This is a genomic window from Arthrobacter sp. 1088, assembly GCF_031455315.1.
Taxonomy (GTDB): Bacteria; Actinomycetota; Actinomycetes; order Actinomycetales; family Micrococcaceae; genus Arthrobacter.
Map to the genome: position 1 here is coordinate 49,191 of NZ_JAVDSM010000013.1, position 25,557 is coordinate 74,747.

The window sequence follows — 25,557 nt, forward strand, 5'->3', positions numbered from 1 at the left end:
CGGAGTCGCGTCATGAGCCAACGCAAAACCTTGGGTCTCGTGGCCCTCATCGCCATCCCAAGCCTGTTCTTTGGGCTGATCTTCTCCTTCATCCTGCTCCTCGCCCCCGCCAAACCTGCCGCCGCCGACTGCGGACCGGTGTCCGTAGTCGTTGACGGCAACACGAAGGTTGATGGATATACCGCTGAGCAGTTGAGGAACGCCGCTGCTGTCATGGGCGCGGGTAAAGCGCTGAACCTCTCCGTAAAGGGCCAGACCATCAGCATCATGGTGGCCCTGGGGGAGTCGGGGCTGCGCGGGCTGGACTACGGCGACGGTCCCGGGCCTGATTCCCGGGGTTTATTCCAGCAGCGTGACAACGGCGCATGGGGCTCCTACAAGGACCGCATGGACCCGACGATCAGTGCAACGAACTTCATCAAGGCGCTGCAGGCCGTACCGGGCTGGGAACAGTTGGAACCGACCATTGCCGGTAACAAGGTGCAGCGCAACGCCGACCCGTACCACTACCAGAAGTACTGGCCCGACGCCGTGAAGATCGTCCAGGCGCTCTCGGACGGGAAGTTCTCCCTCGAAGGCAGCGACTGCGCGATCCCGGGCAAGTCCGGTGCCGGGGATGACTACCCGTGGAAGGACTCTCCGACCTGGTTGCAGGTCGGGGCAGGCTCAGCGGCCGCGTCACCTTTGGGCATGTTCTACCGCGAATGCGTCGACTTCGCCCTCTGGCGGGTCAACCAGCAAATGGGCTCAACCAGCACACCGTTCAAGTTCCTCAACGGCAACTTCCGCCCGGACGGCCAAGGCCTCGGCTCTGCCGTGACATGGAAGTCCGGCTGGGACGCCAAGGGCTGGCCCACTGGCAAAACCCCCAGGGTCGGCGCGGTCGTCTGGTACGCACCGGGCACCGGGGGAGCGGACCCGAGCTTCGGCCACGTGGCCGTAGTCAAAGAAGTCAAGGACGACGGGACCTATGTCGAAGAGGGCTACAACGGCAACCCGCCACCGGATGACCACAACTACTACACCCGGACCGTCAGCAGCAGTGCCCCGTCCGCGTTCCTGTACCTGCCCAGCCAAGGGGAGAAGAAGTGAAAAAGCCCCTGGCCCTCATCGCCGTGGCCCTGCTGTGCGCCGGATGCGCACCGGCGTCAAACACCACACCGGCACCAGCAGCGACAACGGCCACGCCCTCTGCCCCGGTCTCCCTCAGCGTCGATAGCGGCCCGCAGGCGCCAGGTGGGACCGTCCCTCCCACCATCGGCATCTCCTGGGATCAAGCCAGCAAGGATCAGGCCGTGGACGTCGCGCAGAAGGCCATGGCCGACTTCGCCCGCCCGAAGGCCGAGGAACAACAGTGGGCCAACGATCTTGCCCGCTGGCTCACCCCGCAGGCCACCGCCGGTTACTCGGCAGTGGACCCGGCCAACATCCCAGCCAGCCGCGTCACCGGCCCGGCCACGCTGACCGTCGATGAATCCAACGGCTACGGCGTCGCAGCAGCTGTCCCGACCAACGCCGGGACCTACACGCTGCAGCTGCTCCGCACGGGCAAGGACGCACCGTGGAAGGTCAACCGGCTGACACCACCAACGCCCTAAGCGCTGCACCTCCGTCCCACACACGTAAGGAAGAAGTTCATGGGTACTACACCAACCGAGGTCCTGGCTTTTCCAAGCATCAGGGCCATCGTCCGTGATAACGGAACCGCTGAGGTCGTCGTCGCCGGTAACTCCCGCGTCGTCCCTGACGGGGAGACTCTGCAGGACCTCCGCAACAACGCCCTCACACTCGTGGTCGGAGAAGCCCAGACACTGCAGCGCCCCGTCCGGGTCCAGATCGAAGATCCCGAAGGGCACGGCGAACTGATCGTGCACCCGGACAACAAGATCGAATCGGTCAGGTACGAACAACGTCCAGTACGACGTCGGGCGCAGGCCCCGGAGACCACCCCCGAGACTCTAGCCCCGGCCGTCACTGAGACCCTCCCTGTCGCTGCTGTTAAGCCGAAAGCCGCTCCTGCCCAGCCTGCCCCTGTCGACGCGACGGCAGCGGCAGTGGAACGCCAGCCGTGGCCGCCCACTCCGGTAGAGGCCGAGGAGAGGGGGCCTGTCAGTCCGAAAGCCCAGAGGAATGCCGCGGCTGAATCACCAGCTGCAGTTGCTCCGGAGGAGCCCCTGACCCGTCGCAGCTTGAAAGAGACTTCCTTCCTGGTCAGTGCCCCGGTCCTGGAACCGGCTACCAAGGGTTGGCGGGGAAGTCTTACCCGCCTTGGATTCCGGATGGACCCCTCACCGGAAGAATTGTCTGAACGCGAAGATATCCGCACCGTCAGCCAGCACTGGCCCGGTCCGCGGACCATCGCCGTGGTCAACCGCAAAGGTGGGGCGAACAAGACGCCCACGGTTGTGATGCTCTCGGCCATTCTTGCCCGGTACAGTGGAGCGGCCACCGTTGCCTGGGACAACAACGAATCCCAAGGCACCCTGGGCTGGCGCACGGAAAAAGGTGCCCATAACCGCAGCGTCCTGGACCTGATCGATTCCTCCACGGAACTGCTCTCGCCTTCAACGAACGCGGCCGAGATCGCCAAGTTCGTCCACCACCAGACAGCCGACAAGTTCGACGTGCTGCGCTCGGATGAGAACGAAGAAGGCGACCACGAAGTCACCGCCGAGGAAGTCGACATCGCCCATCAGGTACTGACCCGTTACTACCGGCTGGTGGTCATGGACTCCGGTAACACCGCACGGGCCGCGAACTGGCGCAGGATGATCGATCACACCGACCAGCTCGTCGTCCCCGTCACTGCTATCGAGGACCGCGCCGAAGCCGCCCGGCTGACCCTGCAAACCCTCGAATCCCGTGGTGGCCACGACGCGGAGCTGGCACGCAACGCCGTCGTGATCGTCTCGGAGTCAACCGACGCCAAGCGCAGCATGACCGGAGACGCACTGAAGCGGGCGAAGGCAGAGGCCCAGCGGATTGCGGATGGTTTTGAACCGTTCGTCCGCGCCGTCGTACGCATTCCTTATGATCCCGCCCTGGTGAACGGCCCCATCCGCCATGAAGCCCTTCAGCCCGCCACCCAGCGGGCATGGCTGGCCGCTGCCGCGGCCGTCGCCAAGGGCTTCTAACCACCCCACAGCCGACCGAAGAAAGGAGGAACCATGCAACTGTCCCTGAACCCCTGGGTCACCAGCCCGGCCGAAAGCATCGAAGAGGAAACACTCGATGTGTACGTCCCGCCGGCTGCCGTTATCAGCGCACCGCTGAAGGGCATGGTCGAACCCGACACCGCAGATCGTCTCGCCAGCCGCACCATGTCCAGCTCCGCCGCGCTCTGGGTTGTCGGCAGCCACGGGGGAGCGGGCGAGAGCCGCACCGCTGACCTGCTCGACGGGGCACGCCCCACCGGGCACCGCTGGCCCGTCCTGCAGGACGCCAGCAAACCCCGCGTGCTGTTGGTCTGCCGGGCAGACATGCGCGGACTCACCGCCGCCCAAAATGCCCTGACGCAATGGGCGTCCGGAGCCACCCCTTCAGTGGAGCTGCTCGGCCTCGCCGTCCTCGCGGACGCACCGGGAAAGACACCCAAAGCGCTCCGGGACTTCACGGCCATCGTCGGCGGGGGAGCACCCCGTCTCTGGACCCTTCCCTGGGTTGAGGCATGGCGGCACGGAGCCTCCACGACACCACCCACAGCCGGCGAATACCAGCGCTTCATCACTGACCTAGCCTCCCTAACTACCGAAACCAACCCAAGCACCAACCACTGAAAGGTCTCCCACCATGAACTCGATCACTGCAATCACCACCAGTGTCATTCCCGACCCCACCCCCGTGGTGCCAGACCAGGCCGGCGGACTGCTCACAGGCCTGAATTGGGCTTCCGGTATCGGCCTCGTCCTCGGTGTTCTCGGTGTGATCATCGTCGGTATCGGCATGGTCATTCAGCTCAATCGCGGCGAAGGCGGCCAGTCCATCGCCAAACTCGGCTGGGTCCTGCTTGGCTGCATCATCATCGCCAGTGCTGGCGGTATCGTCCGCGCCTTCGTCTAAGCCAGCACCAACAACGGGAGGTTCACCCTTGAGCCAATCAACAGAGAGCACCACCGAAAGCAATCCGTTCACCAAACCCGGTTTCATCATTGCTGCCGCGCTGGTGATCGCACTGATCGCAGCAACTGTCGTCATCTTCCTGGTCCCCAAAGGACAAGGAAACGCCCAACCAGCCCCAACGGAGTCCAGCAGCTCGGCCACGGCCAAAGCCAGCGGTTCTGCTGAGCCAGGCAAGAGCGTCTGCGGGCTCCGTGCTGGGACTGAGAAGTCCTTGGGATCTGCTCCCACTTCCAAGTGGGAGTTGGTAGGGCGAATGGCGACGCCCACCGATCCGAAAACCTTCGGGCCAGGTGTAACCGATGACAGTGGGTTCCGGTCCTGCTTTGCGCAGTCCCCTACGGGGGCTCTTTATGCTGCGATGAACGTGGCCGCCCTCGGGTCAACGGGATCTCGGGAGATTGTCGCGAAGCTGGCCGACAAGTTGCTGGTACCTGGAACAGGCCGAGACAACGCCATGCGCGAGGCCGCCGCAACGCCTGTTTCTCTTAGCGCAGCTTCCATCCAGGTGCGCGGCTTCTTGATCAAGTCCTACACACCTTCAGAGTCAAACGTTGACCTCGCATTCGAAACCAACTCCGGAGCCTTGGCTCATCTGACTCTGTCAATGCGGTGGATAGACGGAGACTGGAAAGTAATGCCGGCCGACGACGGTAAGACCTACAGCGGACCCTCCCAAATCCGTGATCTGAGTGGCTTTATCCTCTGGTCTGGGGTCTGACATGGCTGAATGCAGTTTTGGAGACATCGGATGCGGCATAGGTAATGCCGTCTCCGATCTGACTGACGACGCCATCGGCAATCTAGCGAAGTCCATCATGGAGGGCATGAGTCAGATGGTGACGACTCTGTCTTCCTTCTGGGTTTCCATGCCCACAGTGAACCTGACTAGCGCGGATGGCTCAATAGCTAGTCCTATTGTTTCCGCGGTAAATAGTGAGTTGATGCCGTGGACCTTGGCGCTGGCAGTCCTTGCTGTCATCCTCGGGGGTATTCGGTTGATCTGGGAGCAGCGCGGGGCACCCCTAAAAGACCTGCTCCGGTCACTGCTGACGCTCACCTTGGTATCGGGCCTAGGCCTGGGGGTGATTTCGATCCTGGTGATCGCAGCCGACGCCTTTTCTGCCGAGATCATCGACCGCTCCACGGACGGCAAGGGCTTTGCCGAGTCGATGAATGTCTTGGTCATGGTGAGCCAGCCTGGTATCGGGGTCTTCATCCTCATCGTTCTGGGTCTTATCGGCCTGATCGCGTCACTTGTCCAGATAGTCCTCATGGTGGTTCGCAGTGGCATGTTGGTGATTCTGGCGGGCATTCTGCCCACCACAGCCGCGTTCACGAACACCGAGATGGGCAGGCAGTGGTTCCAGAAAGCTGTGGGTTGGACCGTCGCTTTCATCCTCTACAAACCTGCCGCTGCCATCGTCTACTCGGTGGCGTTCCTGCTGATGGGTGACAGCGGGGGCAAGGACGCGTTGATCGGTTCCATCACCGGTTTCACGTTGATGGTTGTTGCATTGTTCGCGTTGCCTGCTTTGATGCGTTTTGTAACGCCAATGGTCGGTGCCGTTGCCTCTGGGAGCGATGCTGCAGGGGGAGCAGCTGTTGGGGCCATTGCTACGGGTGCTGTGTCGCTTGGCCGTGGTGGTAGCGGCAGGGGCAACGCTTCCCCTACCCCCTCGTCGTCAACGAGTACGTCGAACACCCAAAGCACGCAAACAGGCAGTCCGCCGAAGGGCAGTGACGGAACGTCCGGCCCGCGCGGTGGGGGCGGCCAGCCTATCCCGGGTGCTACGGGTCCGGGCGGAGCTGCTGGCACCGCTGCAGCGGCAAAGGCAGGCACGACAGGGGCCGGAACAACCGCTGGAACCGCAGGAGCGGTAACTGGCGCCGGTGTAGGGACGGCCTCAGCCAGTGGGGGAGCTGCGGCAGCTGGCCCTGCCGGTGTGGCTGTAGCTACAGGAGCAAAGCTGGCGTCCAGGACGTCAGAGGCAATCGAAAAGACCGCGCAGGATTCAACCGGGGAGGGCCCCAGTGGCAGCAATTAGCACCGAATACAAAGAACCGTCGTACGGGAACTGGCGCGTACCGCGCTCGGCAGGGCTGGCCAACCTCGGCGCGATCGGTACCGCGATTGTTTTTGCCGGGCTGTTGATGGGCATTGTGAGTTTCGCTATTTGGGGCTTGTTCGTTGGCCTGGGCGTCCTTGCCTTTGCCGGTGTCAGCGCTCTGCTGCTGACGGTCAAGGACAAGCATGGCCAGTCCGTCGTTGACCGCTTCGGCACCCGACTGGCTTTCAAAATCTCAAGGTCTTCCGGGACGAACCTTTACCGTTCCGGCCCGCTTGGAGTGACGGAGTGGGGAATGTACCAGCTCCCGGGGCTGGCCGCGAAGTCGACCCTGTATGAATTCACGGACTCCTACAAGCGCCCGTTCGCGTTGCTGCACGTGCCAACGACGAGTCACTTCACGGTGATCTTCTCCACCGAACCTGATGGGGCATCGTTGGTGGATCCGGAGCAGGTCGACGCGTGGGTTGCGAACTGGGGTGGCTGGCTCGCCGGGCTGGCCGATGAGGCGGGCCTGGACGCTGCGGCCGTGACGGTGGAGACCGCCCCGGATTCGGGGTACCGGCTGCGGAACGAAGTGCTGATGAACATTGACCCGGACGCACCGGCGTTCGCGAGGGAAATGCTGAACGAGGTCGTGGACACGTACCCGGAAGGATCGGCAACGGTCCGCGCCTGGGTGTCTTTGACCTTCAACTCCGCTATCCGTGCCGGGGCCAAGAAGCGGACCCCGGAAGAAGTTGCACGCGACCTGGCTTCCAGGATCCCCGGCCTGTCAGCACGGCTGCAGTCCACGGGTGCCGGTATCGCCCGGCCCATGTCCGCCCAGGAGCTGTGCGAGGTCGTGCGGATCGCCTACGATCCGCCGGCAGCGCTGATCATTGATGAAGCCCACGCCGCCGGGTCCCCGGTGTCGTTGAACTGGGGCGAGGTTGGTCCCACGGCGACGCAGGCAAGCTGGGACGATTACCGGCACGATTCCGCGTTCTCAGCGTCCTGGACCATGACAGGTGCTCCGCGTGGTTCGGTGAACTCCTCGGTCCTGTCCCGGTTGCTGGCCCCGCATGGGGACATTGACCGCAAACGCGTCTCCTTGCTGTACCGTCCGATGGATTCGGCCCGGGCTGCTGCCGTGGTCGAACGGGATCAAAACAACGCGAACGTCCGCATCACTTCCGGTACACGCCCGTCCGCCCGTGCCTTGGTTGATGCCCGTTCAGCGGCGCAGACCGCGCAGGAAGAAGCCCAAGGTGCCGGGTTGGTGAACTTCGGCATGGTCGTCACGGCCACGGTGACCGAACGGGAACGACTCGCTGATGCCGTGGCCGCGGTGGAGCAGACCTCCGGCACCGCCCGGGTGTTGCTGCGCCGTGCCTACGGTTCGCAGGACACCGCGTTCGCCGCGTCCCTGCCTCTGGGTCTGGTGCTGCCCAAGCACAGCATGGTCCCGTCCGAGATTAAGGACGCTCTCTAATGGCCCGATTCAAACTCTTCGCCCGTTCCTCGAAGCACAGCACCAGCCCTACGAAGGCCGCTCCGAAGAAGGCTGAGAAGCAGCCCCGTGAGGCCGGGCCGGGTGCCCGTGGCTGGCCCGGTCGCGGCGGTGGCATGGCCCAGCTCGTCCCGTCCGTGAAGGAATACCGGGGAACGACAGTGCAGGTCTGCGGCCTGTGGCCGTTCTCTTCCGGCGCGTCCTCACCGATGATCGGTGTCCCGCTGGGACGGCATGAAGAAACCCAGGCCACGGTCTGCTGCGACCCGATCAGCTGGTTCCAGCGTGCCCGCCTGATCTCCAACCCCTCGGCGTTCATCCTCGGCAAGCCCGGACTGGGGAAGTCCACCGTGGTGCGGCGGATGTTCATCGGACTCTCCGCACACGGTGTTCACCCCCTGATCCTCGGTGACCTCAAAGGCGAGCACGTCAAAGCCGTCAGGGCACTCGGCGGCCAAGTCATCAGGCTCGGCCGTGGCGTCGGGTACCTGAACATCCTCGACCCGGGCCAGGCTGTCGAGGCCGCCCAGCTGCTGGAGGACAGCGGCCACCACGAAGACGCAGCCCGCGTCCGGGCCGACGCGCACGGGCGTCGCCTGATGATGGTGGTTTCGCTGATCACGATCAGCCGGAGCAACCCGCCCACCGACCAGGAACAAACCATCCTGGACCGCGCCTTGCGTGTTCTCGATGACCGATTCGATGGCGTCCCGGTCCTGAAGGACCTTCTGGACGTGATCGTCTCCGCACCCGACGAGCTGCGACAGGTCGCCCTCGACCGAGGGGACATGAACATCTACCTGCAGGAAACACGGGCGCTGGAGGCAACCCTGCTGGGATTGACCGGTGGCGGGAAGCTCGGAGAAATCTTCTCCCGCCAAACCAGCCAACCCATGGTCCGCGACCGTGCCGTGGTCTTCGATGTCTCCAGCATTGACGAGACCGAAACGGACCTGCAGGCCGCCATCCTGCTCGCGTGCTGGTCCTACGGTTTCGGCACCGTCAACGTCGCCAACACCCTCGCCGACGCCGGGCTGGAACCGCGCAGGAACTACTTCGTCGTCCTGGACGAGCTGTGGCGTGCGCTGCGCGCCGGTAAAGGCATGGTGGACCGGGTGGACGCCCTGACCCGGTTGAACCGGTCCGTGGGCGTCGGGCAGATCATGATCTCCCACACCATGTCCGACCTGCTGGCGCTGCCGGCAGAAGAGGACCGGATGAAAGCCCGCGGCTTCGTGGAACGCTCCGGCATGGTCATCTGCGGCGGCCTCCCTGCCTCTGAAATGCCGCTGCTGACTTCCGCCATTCCGCTGTCCCGGCAGGAGCAGCAGAAACTCATCGGCTGGCAGGACCCTCCCGCGTGGGACTCACGCGGCGTCGACGTCGAACCCCCGGGGCGGGGAAAGTTCCTGATCAAGGTCGGTGGCCGTCCCGGGATCCCCGTCCGGGTCGGACTCACCTCCTTGGAAAAAGGCCCGGAAGGCGTCAATGACACCGACGGTAAATGGCATTCCGAGGTTGCGAAGTTCGCGTGAATTTTGACGGTTTTGGCGCGAACGTGAGCATGCGGGGGTGCTTCCTTCGGGATGGGTTCTCAGGTTCGGGGAACCTGAGGACCTGCGTCGGCAAGGTGGGGGTGCTCGATCGTGTTGAGGTAGCGGGTTGCGCCTTCGACGCTGAGCCCGAACAGATCGCAGACGCGGCGGACGTCCCCGCCGGTGGCGTGGATCTCGTGCAGGATGCGGTCCTCCCGCAGAGCCCGGGGTCTGAGCGTCACCCCGGCCCAGGGGTAGTTGTTGCCGACGGGTACGAGTCTGGGGGCGGTGCGCCGGTTGATGAGCAGGTGAGGGTTGACGCTGTCCGGCCAGGTCTGGTTGCGGTGGTTGAGCCATGTAGCCAGACGGGTGCGCACGGGCGCGGCCAAGGGGATATCGCGGTTGCCGAGGGTCAGGTGTCCGTCGCTGGTGTCCGTGAGCCGCAGCTCGCAGATCTGTTTACCGGTCAGCGCATGGAAGGCGACCAGGGCAACCGCGAGAGCTACGACGGGGTCAGGGGAGTTGAACTCGCCGCGGATGACCGCGGCGTTCAGGGCCAGTGGGATGGTGCTGGATTTGGGGGAGGCTTTCAGTCCACGGGTTGGGTTCGCGAAGATCAGACGGCGGCCTTTGAGGATGGTGAACAGCGATTTGAGCCCGTTGCCGGCGATATGGCGGCGGGACGTTGTTTTCTCCAGTGCGGCCGTGACGTCGGACCGGGTTACTTCCGCGAAGGACTGCAGGCCGGCGTCGGCCCATGCATGGATGATGGGTTCGATTCCGAGGATGTGCGCTCTGATGGTCCTTGGATTGCGTGGGCTCTGCCGTGGCGGTTGGAGGGAACCATTCGTCAGGACCTCTACCCATATCTCGAGCTGGTCTTTCATGACACGGGGCAGAGTGGATGTTTTGGCAGTGAAGTAGCGTTCGAGAGCGGTGGGCCGGTCCTCGATCAGCAGGCCAGCTGCGGCCAGCACATCAATGGTGGACAGAACGTTGCCGGAGTATTGACGCAGCTGAAGGACATCGGTAGCTCGGATCTTCGCGGTCGGGCTGGACCGCAGGCCTTCGAGCATCCGCAAAGAACGGGTGACGTCGTTGCGTTGCCGTTTGCTCCAACCGAACCTGATGGCGTGGTCACGGACGATGGAGGCGCAGTAGCGGGTCAGTTCGCGGTTCTCTGCCCGCAGCCGGGCCGCGAGGACGGCAGGATCCGGCGGCATCTCGAACAACGGCTGCGTACCCGGATCGGCCACGGACGCCACATCACCGAGCTTGTTCTGCATCCGATGCGCCCAGGGAGCGCGCTGTTCCGGAGTCAGTGCTGGTGCTCCACGGCGGTGGAAGCTCATGTTGGCGAAGAAGAGTTGCTGGCCGTTCTTGTTGGCTCCGACCAGATCAAGGCCATGCCCTGGCTCTTGGAGCATGCGGGCCTGTTCCAAGCAGAGCCTGCAGGCCCGTCGTTCGCCGATGCGGGTGGTGCGTCCGCAAAAGTCGCAGATGCCCTCGGGGTTATGGGGACGCCACCAACGACAGGGCCAGCATGTCCAGTTGTGCCGGCGGTACACGCCCCATGCCAGGCAATCCTTGCAGGAGCCCGGGTATTGCGGGCTGCCGGGATGGCAGCTGGTGCAGAGCCCTTGGCTGAAGTAGCCGGAGCGTGTGCCGCATTTGGAACATGGGGGTGGTGTGAACGGGCCGCCAGGCAGGCAGTTGTAGCAGTAGTCCACCCGTGGGTGGGTCCACGCGACACGGTTGATCTGGCATTGGGAACACATGGATGGCGGGCGAAGCGGCGCCTGAGGTCCTGGGGCCGGACTCACAACAGCCTCGCCTACAGAGGCGGTTCGGACCGTGGCGGGCCGAACCTGGGGGTCACGACCGGCGGGACCATGCCAGACCGGGTTTCGTCGCCGTTGACGGTGGCCGTGGTGCTGGGCCGGCGTGCGGCGACCTTTTCGGGTTCGGGGCTCATCAGGTCCGTCGGCGTGCACTCCAGCACGGAGCAGAGCACGTCAAGGTCATCGAGCTTCAATGTTGCCGGTGTTCCGGCCCACCACGAAGACATCTTCCCGGCGCTGATTTCCAGCCCGGCGTCGGCGAGCATTCGGCGCATCTGCGCCGACTTCCAGATTCCGCGTTCCGCGGCTCTGATCCGGAGATTCCACTGCATGGGATCATCCTTCCTTGTGGGTGATCTCGAAGCGGGACTCAACCCGCTCATTGGCGGTTTTCCAGGCTTGCTCAACATGGTCGCTGCGCACGTGGATGTAATGGGAGGTCGTTGCGAGCCATTGATGGCCCAGCAGTTCCTGGAGGGCCTTGATGTCCATTCCGGCCCCGTAGAGGGAGGAAGCGCAGTAATGCCGCAGTACGTGTGGTGTCATTCGTCCCGACCATGCCGGCATCCACTGCTCGACCTGCAACCTCAGGCCGCGTCGGAGCGCGTTGCCACCAACCCGTCCGCACCTGCCCAGGTCCTGATCGAAGCGTTCCGAGGGAAGCAAGGGGGCGTCCGGGTCGGACCAGTCCTCACCGTATTGATGCCGGACATCACCCAGCCACCAATCAATGAGTTCGGCTGCGCCGTTGATCGCCGGAATGAGGCGGGGTTTCGGTCCGCGGCCGTGTGTTCCTTTGCCGAACCGGACATGGAGCTTGCCGAAACCACCCAAGTCCGGGCGCCAGTCACGAATGTCGAGCATCACCGTCTCGTTGATCCTCAATCCCAGACGCCGCCAAAGCGAGGCAGCGAAGTAGTCCCGCGCTGCAGGCAGATACTTGCGTGCAGCCGGGATCGAGTGGCGCCAAGCTGTAAACAATGCGTCGACTTCCGCGTCCGAGGGAGGAACTCTGACCTTGCCCAGCGACGCGCCGGACTGGCGGTTGAACTCATCAATGGGCTGTTCGACGAGCACTCCCGTGAGCCGATGGATCTGGCCCTGGTAGCGGCTGATCATGAACTCGTAAAACAGCGCCAGCGTTCCAGCCTTACCTGCTCTGGTGCTCACGCTGTGTCCCAGCCGTCTCTGCTCGGCGAGAAATCGGTCTGCGTCCTGGCAGGTCACCGCCCACAGCGGTACCGTCACCGACCGGGCGAACTCGATAATCGTCGCCCGGGTTTGGCGGATATGGGCGTCACTCAAACCAGCAGCTGCCATTGCCATCGCGTGTTGGTCGACGATCTCTTGTTCGAAGTCCTCGGCCGCTTGCGCGCTCCAGTACCCCGGATCAACTGCGCTGTTACCCGGCAGCGCCACCAGCACCATCAGAGTTCAACTTCAGAAGGAGCGAGCATGCGTCGACAATACGCCAAAACCGTCATTCCCGTCGACGGTTTTTCAAATCAATCGGATGGTGTCTGGGACCCAGTTTCACCTGCTCAAACGCGTAGCTCAGCCCTAAACAGGGCAAAAGAACCTGAGCGCATAGAGACTTTTGGAAAACCTGCTTGAACCGGCAGCCCCGGTCCTGCCAGTGGATGGAGGCGCACAGTGAGCGCACCAAACCGTAAAGGACTGGGCCTGGGCGATGCCGTGCTGGTCTGGCTGGCCATTGGCTTCATCGTCGTCTTCGGCGGCGGCACCTACGCCGCGGTGCATCTCGGGTCGTGGATGGCAGGCGTCGGCGCCCCGCCAGCCCACCCTGTGGATCTGATCGCAGGCCTGGCCAGGGGCCGTGTGCCGTGGCCCACCGAAGCCACGGTCGTTGCCTGCCTTCTGGCCGGTCTGGTGCTGGCCCTGGCCATTGTTGTACTCGTGGCTTGGAGGAAGGGTGCGTCAAAGCGCGCCCGCGTCGACAAGGCGGCCCGGTACCTGGGCCGCGGGAAGGCGCTGGCCGCGTTCTCGGAAAAGGGGGCCAAGGCCACGGCCGAGCGCCTGGGTGTCACGGACACTCCGGGCATCGTGGTGGGGAAGGTTGTCTCCACGGGGCAGAAGTTCATCCAGTCGTGGGAAGACTTGAGCCTAGATATCTGGGGACCCCGTACCGGCAAATCGACCTCACGGGTCATGCCGGCCATTCTTGACGCACCAGGTGCTGTGGTCTCGACGTCGAACAAGCGCGACGTCGTGGACGGCACCCGTGGCGTCCGAGAGAACACGGCCCCGGTGTGGGTGTTCGATCCGCAGAAGATCGCCCAGGAAGAACCGGACTGGTGGTGGAACCCGCTCTCGTACGTCACCGACGAAGAGAAGGCCTACAAACTCACCCAGCATTTCTCGGCAGGCTCCCGTGTGCCCGGTTCCAAGCCCGACGCCTACTTCGACCCGAAGGCCGAAGACATTTTGTCCTCGTATTTCCTCGCGGCCGCGCTCGGGGACCTGCCCATCACGCAGGTGTACGTCTGGGTCACCGAACAGGTCAGCCAGGAACCCATCGAGATCCTCCGCGAGCATGACTATGAGCTGCAGTACAAGGGCCTTGAATCCACCTTGAAGCTGGCCGATAAGCAGCGCGACGGGATCTTTGGCACCGCGGAGAAGATGATCCAATGCTTAAAGAGCCGGAACACGCTGCGCTGGGTCGCCCCGACCGGTGGGGCAACGGTGGCAACGGATGCCCGCCGCCAGTTCAACCCGGCAGCTTTCGCCGCGTCCCAGGAGACGATCTACATTCTCTCCAAGGAAGGCGCCGGCTCGGCCGCGCCCCTCACCACAGCCCTGACGGTAGCCATTGCCGAGGCCATGGAGGAACGCGCCGAGCGCAGCGGCGGCCGCCTTCCCAAACCGGCATTATTCGCCTTGGATGAGCTGGCCAATGTTGTCCGCTGGGCTGCCCTGCCGGACCAGTTCAGCCACTACGGCTCCAAAGGACTGATCGTCATGGGGATCCTGCAGTCCTGGTCCCAAGGGGTCGAGCTGTGGGGAGAGGCGAACATGCGGAAAATCTGGTCTGCCGCGAACGTGAAGGTCTACGGCGGCGGCGTCGCCGAAGAAGGCTTCCTCCGCGCTCTCTCGGACCTGATCGGCGACTACAGCTACATCAACATCTCCACCTCTACCGGCAAGACCGGGTCCAGCCGCTCCCGCCAAGAGAGCAAGGAACGCATCTTCGACGTCTCCAACCTCGCTGAACTGGACCGCGGCCGCGCCGTAGTCCTCGCCTCAGGCGCACCCGCCACCCTCGTGCGAACCATGCCCTGGTACACCGGCCCCCACAAAGACGCCGTCGAAGTATCCCTCACAAAATACAGCCCACGCCCGGAACAAACCCCAACACCGGTTGCGGCATCGGCTAATCCATGGGTGACCGGGTAAGAGAACCCAATTCATGAGCATCAACATCGAACGCTTCAGCGAAACCACAGAACCCACCCCGTGCGAACCAGCTCGGACGGCCAGTAGAGGGGAGAAGGCCCCGGAGTTGGTCTACGGCTCAGCCGAAGAATTCCTGCACGAACAACTGCTGCCCACCTATGTCAGGGATGTCGACGGCCGCGCGGCGAAATGGTGTACCGAATGGTACTTCCACCCCGAAGCAGTCTCCCGCGTCGAAGCACTCTGGCGGGCCTGGGAACACCTGAGGCTCGACGGCGCCACAGGCATCAGCGTCTGGTGGCGCGACCACGCCGACCACCACATGAACGTCCTCCTGGATCCCCGCGGCCCGTTCTACAAATGCGACATGCAAAAACACCGAGACCCCGAACACCTCGAACCCCACAAAGCACCCGCCGGCTGGTTCCCCGACGTGCGGACCATCCAACCGTGAGTCCGTACTTCAGCTCCCTCGAGCGAACGGCCTGGTATCAGTGGAACGGGGCACGGATGATGCGAACCGCTCGATAGTGCAACAAGCTGTTGCACTATCGACTGTCCATCCGGACGACCGAACCGGGGCACGATCCAACCCCAACAAATACCGAGTGAGATGAAGCTCCTAACAGCGCCACAGCCTGTCGCGCAATTGTCCAGACAGTGTCTGGATAATTGATCTTGAGCGTCCGTGGTCCCCGTTAGGGTGGAGTGCATGACGGACTCGCGTGAATTGGACCTGCCCTTCGGCTATCTAGATCTTCTCGAGGATTTGAAGGCAACAGTCAAGGCGGCCAGGACCAAGGTACTACGGACCGTCAACACCCAACTCATCGAGCTTTATTGGGCGATCGGTCAAGGGGTTCGGCAGCAACAGGAACAGCAGGGCTGGGGGAGCGGAGTGATCAAACGACTCTCCGAGGACCTACGCCAAGAGTTCCCTGACATGAAGGGTCTCTCGCCCCGAAACATCCAGTACATGACAACTTTCGCCGCGATGTGGCCCGACGGCGCAATTGCGCAGCAACCTGCTGCGCAATTGCCCTGGGGACACATCATGGTCCTGCTCGACAAGAAACTCGGGCAACAACTCACGAACGCCTACGCTGCGGCGGCCGTGGAATACGGATGGTCCCGCAACGTGCTCCTGAACATGATCATGAACCGGACCTTGGAACGCACAGGGAACGCACCGTCGAACTTTGCGCAGCAACTTGCTGCGCAATCTTCTGAACTGGCCCAGCAAGTAGCCAAGGACCCCTACAACTTCGAATTTCTCGGACTGTCGGGGGAAATCGCCGAACGAGACCTGGAAAATGCCCTGACCAGCCGCATCACCGAGACCCTGCGTGAACTCGGACCCGGTTTCTCCTTCGTAGGACGACAGGTGCACTTCGACGTCGACGGCGACGACTACTACGTCGACATGCTTTTCTTCCACATGGACCAGAACCGCTACGTCGTTATCGAACTCAAGACCGGCAAATTCCAGCCCGAGTACGCTGGCAAACTCAACTTCTACGTCGCGTTGGTCGATGACATGCTGCGCCGCGAGCATCACAACGAAACCATCGGAATTCTCATTTGCGGCACCAAGAACGACCGAAGTGTCAGGTACAGTCTGGGCCGATCAACCTCACCCATGGCCGTGGCCGCCTACACCTACGACAAGCTCCCCACGTCGGAACAACGGGCCCTGCCCAACGAAGGCCGCCTCGTCGCGGCCCTCGAATGGGTAGAACCAAATGATGGACAGCCCAACCCCGCCGACATTTTGACCGCTCGTAGTCCTGCGCCATGGGCATCCGTGCCGAATCCCAGCCGAAGCCTTGGCCCGATAGCGATCGTTCGCGAGACATTGAAATCGTGTTCCGCAAGGCGCGGAATTACTGACCGTATTTTGTAAACCTCCCGTGTACGAGCCTATGTAACGCCCACTCAGGTTAGTGATACGTTGTGTTGATGCGAGTCGGATACGGACATGTTCAACACGTGAGCAACACCCGGAAGCCCAGCATGACGCCCTGACCGCTGCCGACTGCGAGCAGATATTCCTTGACACCGCATCAGGGAAACTCGCCCGCCGGACAATTCCTTGCTCTCGGTCAACAGGGCAGGTGACCAGCTCGTGGTCACCAAGCTCGACCGGCTCGGGCTATCGTTGGAAAACCTCATCGACCTGTCCAGGATGCTGCAGGAGCGCGGCGTGGATCTGCTGGTCCTGGACCAGGGCATCGACACGTCCACCGCGCTGGGGCGCATGTTCTTCCAGATCATCGGCTCGATCGCCGAGTTCGAACACGCCTTAATGTCCGAGCGAACTCCGGAACCAGTATCAAAGCTGACTGGGGCCAGGAGTTGAGGAGGCGAAGGGAGCGTAGCGGCTGGTCAGCGGTATCTGCCGGAAAGTTATATCTGCTCTCGGCACATGCCACAGCGAGCCTCCCGCAGTCTTGGCGTCGCGCGCCTTCATTGCCGGCTCAAAGAAACCAGTTTGTGAGCAAAAGTGATGCGGCAGGTTCCCTTTCGACACTATTCTGACCACTGATCTGGACAATGCTGCTGCAAAACAAAAGGGCGGGAACCTAACGCTGTGACGCAACGATCCTTAGCCGCGTTCCTTTAATGACTGCGCGTCGGTTGCTTCCTCGTTCAGGGAAGCTAGCACCTCCTCAAGGGAACGAAGAAGTCCCCCAGTAAGCCGAAGGGCATTAATAGGATCCACTTGACCGGGCGCCTTCCCTGCGGCCGCTTGGTAGTCCGACCATCGACGGATCAGTTCCTCGAACTCCTGACGGCCCACAGAAAATGTGAGCCTTTCGTTCGGTTCTTCCGGCATGTCTATCCGCCCCAAATCGTACGTATGCTGATGAGTTCTCATGCTACCTGTATGCAAAGGCCTCGTGAGGCAGTCTAGTGCGTTGTTCAGATTCAGCGACCGGGTTTCCTGCGGCCGAGGCCTGGCGCTGTGTCTCGGGTTATCAGGTACCGATGCACCAAAGAAACCACCTATTACATTGAGGATCCGGCGGTCCAGGTGTCGACGTGGATGTTGGTTGCGGCCTGGGTGAGGAAGCTGTGGGGCTAGGTGTCGACGTGGATGTTGGTTGCGGCCTGGGTGAGGAAGCTGTGGGGCTAGGTGTCGACGTGGATGTTGGTTGCGGCCTGGGTGAAGAAGCTGTGGGGGTGGGTGTCGACGTGGGGCGGGTGGTTGGGCTGGTTGACGGAAGAACGCTCGGGATGGCCGAGGGTGAGGGGTAAGCCCGCGCGGAACGAACCGGTGGGGCTGTTCTGTCTGTTGCACGTGCTGTCCATTCTGTGCCCCGGATGTCGGGTGGTTGAACAGGGGCACTCACGAGCGGGTCGGTTGCTGCTGATGGGCTGCCCTGCAGGGGGTCAGGCTTACCGGAGACGCTTCCGGTGGGAGTGGACTGCGCCGGGTCCTGTATTGCTGTAAGAGAAGGGGACGGTACAGCCTCCAGGATGCGGGGAGTTACCTGGGGTTGGACATTTGAGGTTGTCGTCATGCCTGTGAACACGAATACCGCAGCGATGATTACGCCAACTACCCCTGCACTCATTGCGACCCAGCGTAGGGGGTCCGGTAGGGGACGGTGCCCAACATAAGGGGGCAGGCCATTGGCAGAGCCAACCAGCAGTACCGGTGCAATGATGCCTCGCATAGTCTTGCCGACGTCAGACATGGCGGCAATGGTTTTTGTGCATTCATCGCAGTCCTGGGCGTGTTCTTTTACCACCTTGCGATCCCTGGATGATGCTGTGCCCAGCACGTGGGCCGCCAGCAGCGGAAAGGCTCGCTCGCATTCCGGGGCCCGCGGTGCCGTGGCGCAGGTTCTTAGGTAGGCCTCGCGGAGGCCTTTCCGGGCCCGTACCAGCAGAGCCGACACAGCGTTCGGCTCGATACCGAGTAAGGGTGCGATTCGTCGCGGTGGTTCGTTCTCAACTTCGGCATGCCAGAGAACAGTTTGCCAGCGTCCGGGAAGAGATTCGAATGCCCGAAGGACGGTTGATTTGTCTTCCCTGTCCAGCACGGAGGCAAGGAAAGGGTCCTCATGTCCAGTATCAGGTGTCTCCTCGCTGGGCGTCTCCCTGGCCTGGTGTTGCCATCTATCGGCTGCGGAGGTCCGGACTGCCCTGAGAAGGTATGGTCTGAACAGTGACTCAGGACCGCCTCCTCGAGCTATCGCCAGTACTGTCTTTGTGAATGCTTCCTGAGCAACGTCTTCCGCATCGGCGACATTATCCAGAAGCCGGCGTGCGTATTTGAAGCCTGCCTCATGATGCCGTTCGTACAACGTTCCTGCGGCGTCCCGGTCACCGTCCCGGATGAGTGTTATCAGGTACTCGTCGTCAACCTGCAATGTGTTGGAGAAGCTGATGGTAACCCCCGGATGATGTCGCCGGAACGAAATGAACGGCGAAGAGGACTGACAGTTGCCTTAACCGCCGAGAAGTGGAATGGTGACGCCGAACGGGCGTTGGCAAAAGCCCGGATTCTGGGACTTTGGCTAGGTAGCGGTGCTGTCGACTGCACCGGAACCGGACCAGAGGGTGCGATAGAAAGCGGCGATGCGTTCTCCGGACGCTGTTTTGGCCAAACAACACACTTCCTGCAGGTCCGCGTGGGACAGCAGCCCGCCCGCCGGCCATGCGGATTCGATCCGCTTCAGGGTTTGGGTGTAAGAATCGGGCCAGGGGTGGAATTGCCCTCCCAAGGTGTCACCTGCTGCCAGGTATCCAGCCGCGAGCCCGTTTTCAAGAATGCGCAATACACGTAGCCTCAGGGCGTCGCCTTCAGATGTTGATGCCGATTCCACGAGCCGGGTGAACGTGCCAAGGCCAAGGTAGCTTTGATGGTCTTCTGAAAGGACCTGTGCGAGCACACCGTGGGCAGGCGCCCTGGGAGCCTTTACTGTTAGTTGCATCTGCTCAGCCCAAGCTCTCAGGAGGAAGCTGCCGTGTCAGCCATTTCGGCGGCTGCGATCACCGTGCTCACGGCCTCCAGCACTGCCCCTGAGCATCGCAAGGCGGCGACCGGGTCAACAGCCTGGCCCTTGCGGTCTGATACGTGGCGCAGCGCCTGCCAGCGCATGGTTAACTCGCGGAACTCGGCAGCCCCCACTGTTACCGTGTCGCGGCGGCCGGACGAACTCGTGCTGGTGTTTCCTTGGTCTATTTCCATGTCAAGTCAACTCAGTTGGTCCAGCTTCGTGACGGAAGCGCCACTGTAGATGTCCCTTGCGGAGTCTTACGGAGTCGGCCCGGTTCCTGTCCTGAGCAAACTGTCCCTGTGCAACTTCCGACTGCGTATATGTGGCGGCAGCCGCAGGATGACCCGGCGCGTGCTTCGTTCCAGGTTCGAATGAATGCCGTCTGGTCAGAAGGCAAAAAACGATTCCCCGCCTTTGGTTTCCTGTGCTGGCTGTGAGGGCATGCCGCGCAGGTATTCTCTGCCCGGTTGGCCTGTCCACGTCGGTGGCTCTGATCAACGAATGACGTGTGCGACGACGGTTGTGGTGGAGCGGAGGTTTTTGGGCACGTCACTGTGATGGGATCTTCCGGTTTTGGTAGTGGAGGCGCGTACCGAAGTCGATCGAAGGGATCTCATGAGAATTGCAATGGTAGGGCTTGGTACTGCGGGGGCGTGCATGTTGGACGGCTTGGAACAGGCTCTCGGGAATCAGTCCGATATCAGTCTGACCTTGTACGATGCCTCCGCTGAACCGTGGAGAGGGCGCGTCTTTCAGGCGGACAGCCCGTGCGTTCTGGCAAATATTTCGGCGGCCGGCATGTCGATCCGCTACGGTGACCCTTCACATGCCGAGCAATGGCTTACTCGAAAGGGCTATATGGCTGGGGTCAGGGCCCAGGATGCTTTTCTGTCGAGGGAGATTTATGGAAACTATATTGCCGAGCATGCGGGCGATCTCGTGCGGGACCTGAAGCGTCGCGGCTGGCGTGTGGAAATCGTCCAACAACGCGTGACATCGGTTGCTCCCATCGGATCGTCCGGTTACATTCTGGAGACAGATGCCCGGCGTGATGAATTCGACTATGTCATCCTGTGCGCAGGAGGAAGCGTCCTGGGCTGCCCCTTCGATCTCGACGGGTTCGATGGCTACATCGCAGACCCATATCCTGCGCGCGAGCAACTGTCCGGCATACCTGGCGACGCCGCGGTGGGTGTTCTGGGAAGCGGCCTGACAGCGGTGGACGTCACCGTAGCATTGCGGGAACGCGGCCACATAGGACCCATCAGGATGTACTCGCGATCCGGGACCCTGCCATTGGTGCGGCGCAGTGGCCCCAGCTGGACGGGGAAATACCTGACCACTGAGAATGTGCTCACCCTCGCACGATCCGGCACCTATCTTCGCCTGGACGATGCGGAACAGCTTTTCGACCAGGAAGTGCGTGCCTGGGGAGGAGAGCCTCGCGGCCTGTTTCCGCACTTGCGACTGTCCAGGACGCGGGACGACCTCCGCTGGCAACTGGAGCGGCCCTACGACAGCACGGATCTGGAAACGTACATTTTTCAAAAGTCGATACTTGTCTGGCAGGACATTTGGTACTCCCTGAGCCCCAACGACAAGAACCGAACACTGGCCTCACCTTCCACGATGCGCTCGATCATGAGTCGTTGCTGCCCAATGCCACCCCAAAACGGCGAAAGAATCCTGGAGATGCTGGAGGCGGGCCAGCTCGAAGTGAAGGGTGGCCTGAAGCACGTCCAGTACCGCCGGGAAGCTTTCGGGGTGCAGCTGGCCACCGGCAGGGAACAGGTGGACTACGTCGTCAACGCCGTGACGCCCCCTAGCTACGGAGTACACCCCAACGTGGAACAACTCGTGAACTCCGCTGTCACTCACGGTCTCGCCCGAAGACACCATGCCGGGGGACTGGAGGTAGCAGCCAGCTCCAGCGCTGTCATCGGCGGCCGCGGGTCAGGGAACCTATTCGCATTGGGAGACCTGACCCATGGCGCCTATTTCTTCACATCCGGCACACCCGCTCTGGTGTACCGCAGCGCCGACATCGCCAAGGCCATTCATGACGACATCAAGGAAAGGACAACGCGACACCGGACTCCGGTACCCGCGACGGTCTAAGCCCTTGGCGCCTTGTTGGGCTGCCGTGCCGTAGCAGGAGCCACGTCCTCGCCGCGGCCGGTCTTGTGGCCTGCCACGGAAGGAAACTGAGACCGCCACATGGAAGTGTGCCATGCTGGCGTCTCGGCCAGCGCGGCATCGTCCCGCCGGAATCGCGATTGCGCACGGCGCCGAGCCGCCGCGTGCTCTGAAGGCAGTGGCCGGGCAATTCCATGCTGACAGTTCACGATGCCCAGTTCCCAATGCGAGTCTGGTTCCAGCGCGGGTTTATGCCGTTAAGCGCATAAGCTGGGTGTGAAGGCGAGTGATAGCGGTGGTCAAGGGTCCAACGGATTATGACGTTGCCGAGTAGACGGGGGTTTCCATAGCTACCGTGTCCTTTGCCTCCACCCAGCCTCACCGCGTGAAGGAATCGACCAGGAAGACTGCTCTGGAGGCAGCTAGGGCACTTGGATATGTGCCCAGCGCCAGCGCGCGGGGCCTTGCCAAGGGCCGGACGACAAAAGACCGCGCCGCAGCCGTAGTTGCTCCCAACGATGACTGCCGGTTGTTCCCTGTTTATGTTGATGAAGTCCAGCGGGGCGTTGAGTTGGAAACGAGGCCAGCAGCGAACGGGCGGCTACTGACATTGCCGGCAGGGTTGATGGGGTTATCGTTTTTCCCCGCACGATTCCTCCAGAGGTAACCCGCCGCATCTCTGCCCGTATCCCCGTTCTCGAGCTGTCTAACCCTCCGGCCAGAACGAACTACACCACGTCACCATTGACAATGCTTCCGGCATGCAACAGCTGATGGCGCACCTGGTTGACTTCATGGCTTCCGGAAGTTGGCGTTTGTCAGCGTCCCCAACGCGGAGACCAAAGCAAGGTACGACGCTTTCAGCGACGCCCTGCACGTCCGCGGATTGGAAGTTTCGCCACCCTTGGACGGCCGCCCCGGCGCGAGTGCCGTCACCCCAGAACTGGTCGTGGAACTCATGGACCGCGGTTCGTTGCCCGATTGCTTCGTCTGCGCCAACGATGAAGAGGCGCTGGTCGTGATGGAGACCCTGAGGGCAGCCGTATTCTCGGTCCCGGGGCAGGTGGCGGTGGCCGGCTTTGACGGTGTTGTCGCTGGCCGCCTGGTTCGCCCGTCGTTGACCACCGTCCGCCAGCCAATGGAGCTGATGGGCCGCACGGCAGTGGAGCTGCTCGTGGACGCGATTGCCCGCCCGCTTGCTGCTCCAGCCAGTCGGGAACTGCCGGTCCGTCTCGTGTCCGCGAAAGTTGCGGCTGCCGCCCGGACTGATCCCTCACTGGCGATCCCGGCCTCGTAATACTGTTGTCAAAATCACAGTAATGCGCTTAGATTGAGTTCCACCACCTGATCTAATGGGCGCATTGAAGGCCTCCTTTTGGCGAACTTCTAAGCGCATAAGTTATCACCGCGGCCAACAGCGCGAAGCGTCTTTAGAAGGGACAAAGATGATCCAAGCCCTCCCGGACCGGCGGGTCCGAATCACGAAAACTGCGGAAAAAAGCTGCTCAACATCGACCTGGCGACCACAAACGCCCGCTATCTCCGGATCTCCTCAAGTGGCAGCGCAGATAACTGGTGGAGCATCGCAGACCTACGTCTATACCGCTAGCGCCCCGGCAGAGGACACCGTGAGTCGCATGAAATCCAAAGACGTTGAAGGCTGCGTGAGACCAGATGCACAACATCGACCACAAAATGAACCATCGGATCGGCTGTGCCCCGGCGATCTGCCTGGCAAGCGGGGGAGTTGAGCACCCCATGGGGACACCTGGCTTCATAGCGCCCCGACATCGGTCACTCTTCGGACAGGAAGTAGCGCTCGACAGGGTCAGTGGTGCGGCCGGAACCGCGAAGATTCAGGATTCTGTGGCCACAGGCCCGTTTACGGGACAGGGGCCGGGCTCCGACTCCTTTGCCCCTGCGCCGGGGGGAGGCCCGGGACCCGGCGCCTCCCCCAGCACGAAGAGGACCAGGAGGCTGGCCCTCATGGGTCTGTTGGAGCATGGAAGCCTCCAGGAGGCTGGGGAGACTGTCCCTTCGGGCGGGTCCGGCACACGCTGGCCGATGTTCGAGTACGAACGGCTAGCGCTAGCGATGCACTCGTTGCCGGAACCATGGCGGACCTTGCTATGGCATGCAGAAGTGCTGGGGTCCCCACCCAGCGAGATAGCGTCGGCGCTGGGTATCGACCCGGACGCCATCAATGCGTCATTGCAGCGGGCACGAAGGGCCCTCCGGGCCGCTTACGACCAACGGCACGCCGATGCGCCCAGCGCGCCCTAGTCCGGTGATGGGCTTTCTTCGCTTTGCGGGCTTGTACAGGGCCAGCCCGTGCCGGTTGGCCTCGGCCTTTGAAAGGGCCCGTCCGGAGTGGGCACGATGGCCGCGTCCTGCCTGGTCGCCTAAAGGACTCTGCAGGGACAGGATCTGGGTAGAGTGCACCAGGCGTTTTTCCGGGTGGGTCGTCTGCAATGCCCAAAGGAACAGCCGTATTCACTATCGAACGGGTTATCCCGCAGCAGTGAAGACGGCTGTGTTGGTTCCTGGTTAGGGGGTCGGGCGGATGGCGGTGTCGGCGCTGTAGGAAGTTATTTTCGAAGCGGGGCCGCTGTCCAGCACTTTTGAGCGGACAGTGGAAGCGTCGAGAACGACATTCTGTGATTCGACATTGCTCACAACGTGAGTGAGTGCAACCACGTTGCTTTCGCCTCCAGCGATGAGGATCATTGTCGGCTGGGCGTTCGCCGGTACGATCCTGTCGGGGGAAACGTCGTACGCGATGAGGTTGTTGGAGAGAAGGTTGTTGTCTCCGGCGACGTGAATGACGCCGTAGAGGTCGTCCAAGCCATTGGATTTTCCGAGGAACGGCGGGAAGCCTTCCATCCCGCGTCGGAAGTGGTTGCCGGTGATCAGGTTCTCTTTGCAGTTATTGACAAGTCGCATCATCCCCGGGAAGAATCCCTGGAACCTGTTCGAGGTCACCGAACACCTGTTGCAGCCGCTCAATTCGACAAGGCTCCTGCCGCGGGGGAACAGGTTGTTGCCGGTGATGAGAAGACCTTCGTGATTTTCAGCCAGTAGGGTGACCCCGTCCGGTCCGGCTCCCATGAGGTTGTCGCTGACAATTGTCGCCTGGCCGGCTCCGGTGAGTTCGACGCAGTTGCCGCATTCGGCGATCATGTTGTCGTGGACACGCAGAGCGTCGGCGCCACGGACGATAAGTGCATGTTCGAGATATACGAAGCCCATTCCCGTGATGTGGAAGGAATCGTTGTCCGATGCAACTTCAATGCCGGTCTTGCCGTTACGGTAGCTGTTGCCGTCCGGGGGGAACTCGACACCATCAAGGCAGAAGTCTCGGAACACAACCCCGGACAGGCGTGGGCTTCCATCACGACGGACAAGGAAGGCCTGGGGGGCTATCGACGGAGTCAGGACACGGATGTGACTCCCGCCTGGCTGCCGTTCGAGCCACCCGGAGGTGTCTACGTTGTCTTTGATGCTGCGGGAGAAGAACCCATGGCCGAACCCCGCGATTGTCAGGTAGCTGATGTCCACGACGACCCGGGTGCGAAGATCGTAGTCGCCCGGAGGGATCGTGATAACGGCGCCGGGCCTGGTATCGGCTGTGGTCTGGCGCTTCTTGATGTCCGCAATGATGTCATTGATCACAGCACCAATATCAGACTGCGCCGTGACGTTGGGCTGACCCGTTATCTTCCAAGACGTAACATCGTAAATGTTCGCTCCTTGTGGCTTGTCCGCGGCCTGGGCCGATACTGCCGTTCCCAGGGTCAGTGCTCCTGCAAGGGTAGCAACAGCGCCTGCCCCCAAGAGTCTGCGTCGGCTCGTATCGCCGGGTTCCAGGTTCGTGTTAGTCACGTTTGTCTCCTAAGTGCACTCTGAAATGTTTGGATTATCCGGAACCGCGCCCGTTCCTTT

General features: G+C 62.2%; 24 protein-coding genes and 1 pseudogene. 18 read left to right on the forward strand and 7 right to left on the reverse strand.

Annotated features, from left to right (window positions below; genetic code table 11):
• Positions 1-12: 12 nt before the first annotated feature.
• From J2Y41_RS19065 to J2Y41_RS19105, 9 genes are read left to right on the forward strand one after another with little or no spacing between them, the layout of a single operon-like run.
• Positions 13-1,092: a CHAP domain-containing protein gene (locus J2Y41_RS19065; RefSeq protein WP_309930809.1), complete on the forward strand. Its 1,080-nt coding sequence runs from the start codon at positions 13-15 to the stop codon at positions 1,090-1,092.
• Complete coding sequence (locus J2Y41_RS19070; protein ID WP_309930811.1) at positions 1,089-1,598, forward strand: hypothetical protein; 510 nt, start codon at positions 1,089-1,091, stop codon at positions 1,596-1,598. The genes J2Y41_RS19065 and J2Y41_RS19070 overlap by 4 nt, the downstream gene beginning before the upstream one ends.
• Before the next feature lie 39 nt (positions 1,599-1,637).
• Positions 1,638-3,134 (forward strand): chromosome partitioning protein ParA, encoded by a 1,497-nt coding sequence (locus tag J2Y41_RS19075; protein WP_309930813.1) that lies wholly within the window; start codon positions 1,638-1,640, stop codon positions 3,132-3,134.
• Between the two features lie 33 nt (positions 3,135-3,167).
• Positions 3,168-3,776, forward strand: coding sequence for a DUF6668 family protein (locus tag J2Y41_RS19080; protein WP_309930815.1), 609 nt, complete (start codon positions 3,168-3,170; stop codon positions 3,774-3,776).
• Positions 3,777-3,789: 13 nt separating this feature from the next.
• Positions 3,790-4,059 carry a hypothetical protein gene (locus tag J2Y41_RS19085; protein WP_309930818.1) on the forward strand — a complete coding sequence of 90 codons (270 nt, stop codon included), beginning with the start codon at positions 3,790-3,792 and terminating at the stop codon, positions 4,057-4,059.
• Positions 4,060-4,087: 28 nt separating this feature from the next.
• On the forward strand, positions 4,088-4,837 hold the full coding sequence (locus J2Y41_RS19090; RefSeq protein ID WP_309930820.1) for a hypothetical protein: 750 nt from the start codon (positions 4,088-4,090) through the stop codon (positions 4,835-4,837).
• Between the two features lies 1 nt (position 4,838).
• Positions 4,839-6,164, forward strand: a complete 1,326-nt coding sequence (locus J2Y41_RS19095; protein ID WP_309930822.1) for a hypothetical protein — start codon at positions 4,839-4,841, stop codon at positions 6,162-6,164.
• The gene (locus J2Y41_RS19100) at positions 6,151-7,659 is read left to right on the forward strand and encodes an SCO6880 family protein (protein ID WP_309930824.1); all 1,509 of its coding nucleotides are present in this window, start codon (positions 6,151-6,153) and stop codon (positions 7,657-7,659) included. Before J2Y41_RS19095 ends, J2Y41_RS19100 begins: the two co-directional genes overlap by 14 nt.
• A complete protein-coding gene (locus J2Y41_RS19105; RefSeq protein WP_309930826.1) occupies positions 7,659-9,212 on the forward strand; it encodes an ATP/GTP-binding protein in 1,554 nt (517 codons plus the stop codon). The genes J2Y41_RS19100 and J2Y41_RS19105 overlap by 1 nt, the downstream gene beginning before the upstream one ends.
• A gap of 59 nt (positions 9,213-9,271) precedes the next feature.
• Here J2Y41_RS19105 and J2Y41_RS19110 read toward each other — a convergent pair whose 3' ends face one another.
• The 3 genes from J2Y41_RS19110 to J2Y41_RS19120 all read right to left on the reverse strand — a co-directional run bounded on the left by J2Y41_RS19110 (position 9,272) and on the right by J2Y41_RS19120 (position 12,481).
• Positions 9,272-10,639, reverse strand: coding sequence for a hypothetical protein (locus J2Y41_RS19110; RefSeq protein ID WP_309930827.1), 1,368 nt, complete (start codon positions 10,637-10,639; stop codon positions 9,272-9,274).
• Between the two features lie 407 nt (positions 10,640-11,046).
• Positions 11,047-11,385 (reverse strand): helix-turn-helix transcriptional regulator, encoded by a 339-nt coding sequence (locus J2Y41_RS19115; protein WP_309930829.1) that lies wholly within the window; start codon positions 11,383-11,385, stop codon positions 11,047-11,049.
• Between the two features lie 4 nt (positions 11,386-11,389).
• Entirely contained in the window at positions 11,390-12,481 is a 1,092-nt protein-coding gene (locus tag J2Y41_RS19120; protein WP_309930831.1) for a tyrosine-type recombinase/integrase, read from the reverse strand.
• Positions 12,482-12,706: 225 nt separating this feature from the next.
• On the opposite strand from J2Y41_RS19120, the gene J2Y41_RS19125 reads away from it, so the two are divergent.
• From J2Y41_RS19125 to J2Y41_RS19145, 5 genes are all read left to right on the forward strand, one after another.
• Positions 12,707-14,470, forward strand: coding sequence for a TraM recognition domain-containing protein (locus J2Y41_RS19125; protein ID WP_309930833.1), 1,764 nt, complete (start codon positions 12,707-12,709; stop codon positions 14,468-14,470).
• Between the two features lie 13 nt (positions 14,471-14,483).
• Positions 14,484-14,924, forward strand: a complete 441-nt coding sequence (locus J2Y41_RS19130) for a DUF4913 domain-containing protein (protein WP_309930835.1) — start codon at positions 14,484-14,486, stop codon at positions 14,922-14,924.
• Between the two features lie 258 nt (positions 14,925-15,182).
• Positions 15,183-16,373 (forward strand): PDDEXK nuclease domain-containing protein, encoded by a 1,191-nt coding sequence (locus J2Y41_RS19135; protein WP_309930837.1) that lies wholly within the window; start codon positions 15,183-15,185, stop codon positions 16,371-16,373.
• A 189-nt stretch (positions 16,374-16,562) separates the two neighbouring features.
• Positions 16,563-16,829, forward strand: a complete 267-nt coding sequence (locus tag J2Y41_RS19140) for a recombinase family protein (RefSeq protein ID WP_309930839.1) — start codon at positions 16,563-16,565, stop codon at positions 16,827-16,829.
• Between the two features lie 683 nt (positions 16,830-17,512).
• The gene (locus J2Y41_RS19145) at positions 17,513-17,728 is read left to right on the forward strand and encodes a hypothetical protein (protein WP_309930840.1); all 216 of its coding nucleotides are present in this window, start codon (positions 17,513-17,515) and stop codon (positions 17,726-17,728) included.
• A gap of 614 nt (positions 17,729-18,342) precedes the next feature.
• Here J2Y41_RS19145 and J2Y41_RS23155 read toward each other — a convergent pair.
• The 3 genes and pseudogenes from J2Y41_RS23155 to J2Y41_RS19155 form a co-directional block, all read right to left on the reverse strand.
• A pseudogene (locus tag J2Y41_RS23155) lies at positions 18,343-18,849 on the reverse strand (RNA polymerase sigma factor); the annotation flags it as partial.
• A 147-nt stretch (positions 18,850-18,996) separates the two neighbouring features.
• On the reverse strand, positions 18,997-19,413 hold the full coding sequence (locus tag J2Y41_RS19150) for a hypothetical protein (RefSeq protein ID WP_309930843.1): 417 nt from the start codon (positions 19,411-19,413) through the stop codon (positions 18,997-18,999).
• Positions 19,414-19,430: 17 nt separating this feature from the next.
• Complete coding sequence (locus J2Y41_RS19155; RefSeq protein WP_309930845.1) at positions 19,431-19,670, reverse strand: hypothetical protein; 240 nt, start codon at positions 19,668-19,670, stop codon at positions 19,431-19,433.
• 424 nt (positions 19,671-20,094) lie between these two features.
• Between J2Y41_RS19155 and J2Y41_RS19160 the strand changes: the two genes are divergently transcribed.
• The 4 genes from J2Y41_RS19160 to J2Y41_RS19175 all read left to right on the forward strand — a co-directional run bounded on the left by J2Y41_RS19160 (position 20,095) and on the right by J2Y41_RS19175 (position 23,898).
• A complete protein-coding gene (locus J2Y41_RS19160; protein WP_309930847.1) occupies positions 20,095-21,597 on the forward strand; it encodes an FAD/NAD(P)-binding protein in 1,503 nt (500 codons plus the stop codon).
• 403 nt (positions 21,598-22,000) lie between these two features.
• Positions 22,001-22,282, forward strand: coding sequence for a hypothetical protein (locus J2Y41_RS19165; RefSeq protein WP_309930849.1), 282 nt, complete (start codon positions 22,001-22,003; stop codon positions 22,280-22,282).
• A 141-nt stretch (positions 22,283-22,423) separates the two neighbouring features.
• The gene (locus J2Y41_RS19170; RefSeq protein WP_309930850.1) at positions 22,424-22,912 is read left to right on the forward strand and encodes a substrate-binding domain-containing protein; all 489 of its coding nucleotides are present in this window, start codon (positions 22,424-22,426) and stop codon (positions 22,910-22,912) included.
• A gap of 689 nt (positions 22,913-23,601) precedes the next feature.
• Positions 23,602-23,898 (forward strand): sigma factor-like helix-turn-helix DNA-binding protein, encoded by a 297-nt coding sequence (locus tag J2Y41_RS19175; protein WP_309930852.1) that lies wholly within the window; start codon positions 23,602-23,604, stop codon positions 23,896-23,898.
• Positions 23,899-24,162: 264 nt separating this feature from the next.
• Here J2Y41_RS19175 and J2Y41_RS19180 read toward each other — a convergent pair whose 3' ends face one another.
• Positions 24,163-25,497, reverse strand: coding sequence for a NosD domain-containing protein (locus J2Y41_RS19180; RefSeq protein WP_309930854.1), 1,335 nt, complete (start codon positions 25,495-25,497; stop codon positions 24,163-24,165).
• Between the last annotated feature and the right edge of the window lie 60 nt (positions 25,498-25,557).

What these genes read in the sequence shown, in the direction of transcription:
- J2Y41_RS19065 (WP_309930809.1), top strand. Translation starts at nt 13, where the DNA reads ATGAGCCAACGCAAAACCTTGGGTCTCGTGGCCCTCATCGCCATCCCA.
- J2Y41_RS19075 (WP_309930813.1), top strand. Translation starts at nt 1,638, where the DNA reads ATGGGTACTACACCAACCGAGGTCCTGGCTTTTCCAAGCATCAGGGCC.
- J2Y41_RS19080 (WP_309930815.1), top strand. Translation starts at nt 3,168, where the DNA reads ATGCAACTGTCCCTGAACCCCTGGGTCACCAGCCCGGCCGAAAGCATC.
- J2Y41_RS19085 (WP_309930818.1), top strand. Translation starts at nt 3,790, where the DNA reads ATGAACTCGATCACTGCAATCACCACCAGTGTCATTCCCGACCCCACC.
- J2Y41_RS19095 (WP_309930822.1), top strand. Translation starts at nt 4,839, where the DNA reads ATGGCTGAATGCAGTTTTGGAGACATCGGATGCGGCATAGGTAATGCC.
- J2Y41_RS19105 (WP_309930826.1), top strand. Translation starts at nt 7,659, where the DNA reads ATGGCCCGATTCAAACTCTTCGCCCGTTCCTCGAAGCACAGCACCAGC.
- J2Y41_RS19110 (WP_309930827.1), bottom strand. Translation starts at nt 10,639, where the DNA reads ATGCTCCAAGAGCCAGGGCATGGCCTTGATCTGGTCGGAGCCAACAAG.
- J2Y41_RS19115 (WP_309930829.1), bottom strand. Translation starts at nt 11,385, where the DNA reads ATGCAGTGGAATCTCCGGATCAGAGCCGCGGAACGCGGAATCTGGAAG.
- J2Y41_RS19120 (WP_309930831.1), bottom strand. Translation starts at nt 12,481, where the DNA reads ATGGTGCTGGTGGCGCTGCCGGGTAACAGCGCAGTTGATCCGGGGTAC.
- J2Y41_RS19130 (WP_309930835.1), top strand. Translation starts at nt 14,484, where the DNA reads ATGAGCATCAACATCGAACGCTTCAGCGAAACCACAGAACCCACCCCG.
- J2Y41_RS19135 (WP_309930837.1), top strand. Translation starts at nt 15,183, where the DNA reads ATGACGGACTCGCGTGAATTGGACCTGCCCTTCGGCTATCTAGATCTT.
- J2Y41_RS19150 (WP_309930843.1), bottom strand. Translation starts at nt 19,413, where the DNA reads ATGCAACTAACAGTAAAGGCTCCCAGGGCGCCTGCCCACGGTGTGCTC.
- J2Y41_RS19155 (WP_309930845.1), bottom strand. Translation starts at nt 19,670, where the DNA reads ATGGAAATAGACCAAGGAAACACCAGCACGAGTTCGTCCGGCCGCCGC.
- J2Y41_RS19160 (WP_309930847.1), top strand. Translation starts at nt 20,095, where the DNA reads ATGAGAATTGCAATGGTAGGGCTTGGTACTGCGGGGGCGTGCATGTTG.
- J2Y41_RS19175 (WP_309930852.1), top strand. Translation starts at nt 23,602, where the DNA reads ATGGGTCTGTTGGAGCATGGAAGCCTCCAGGAGGCTGGGGAGACTGTC.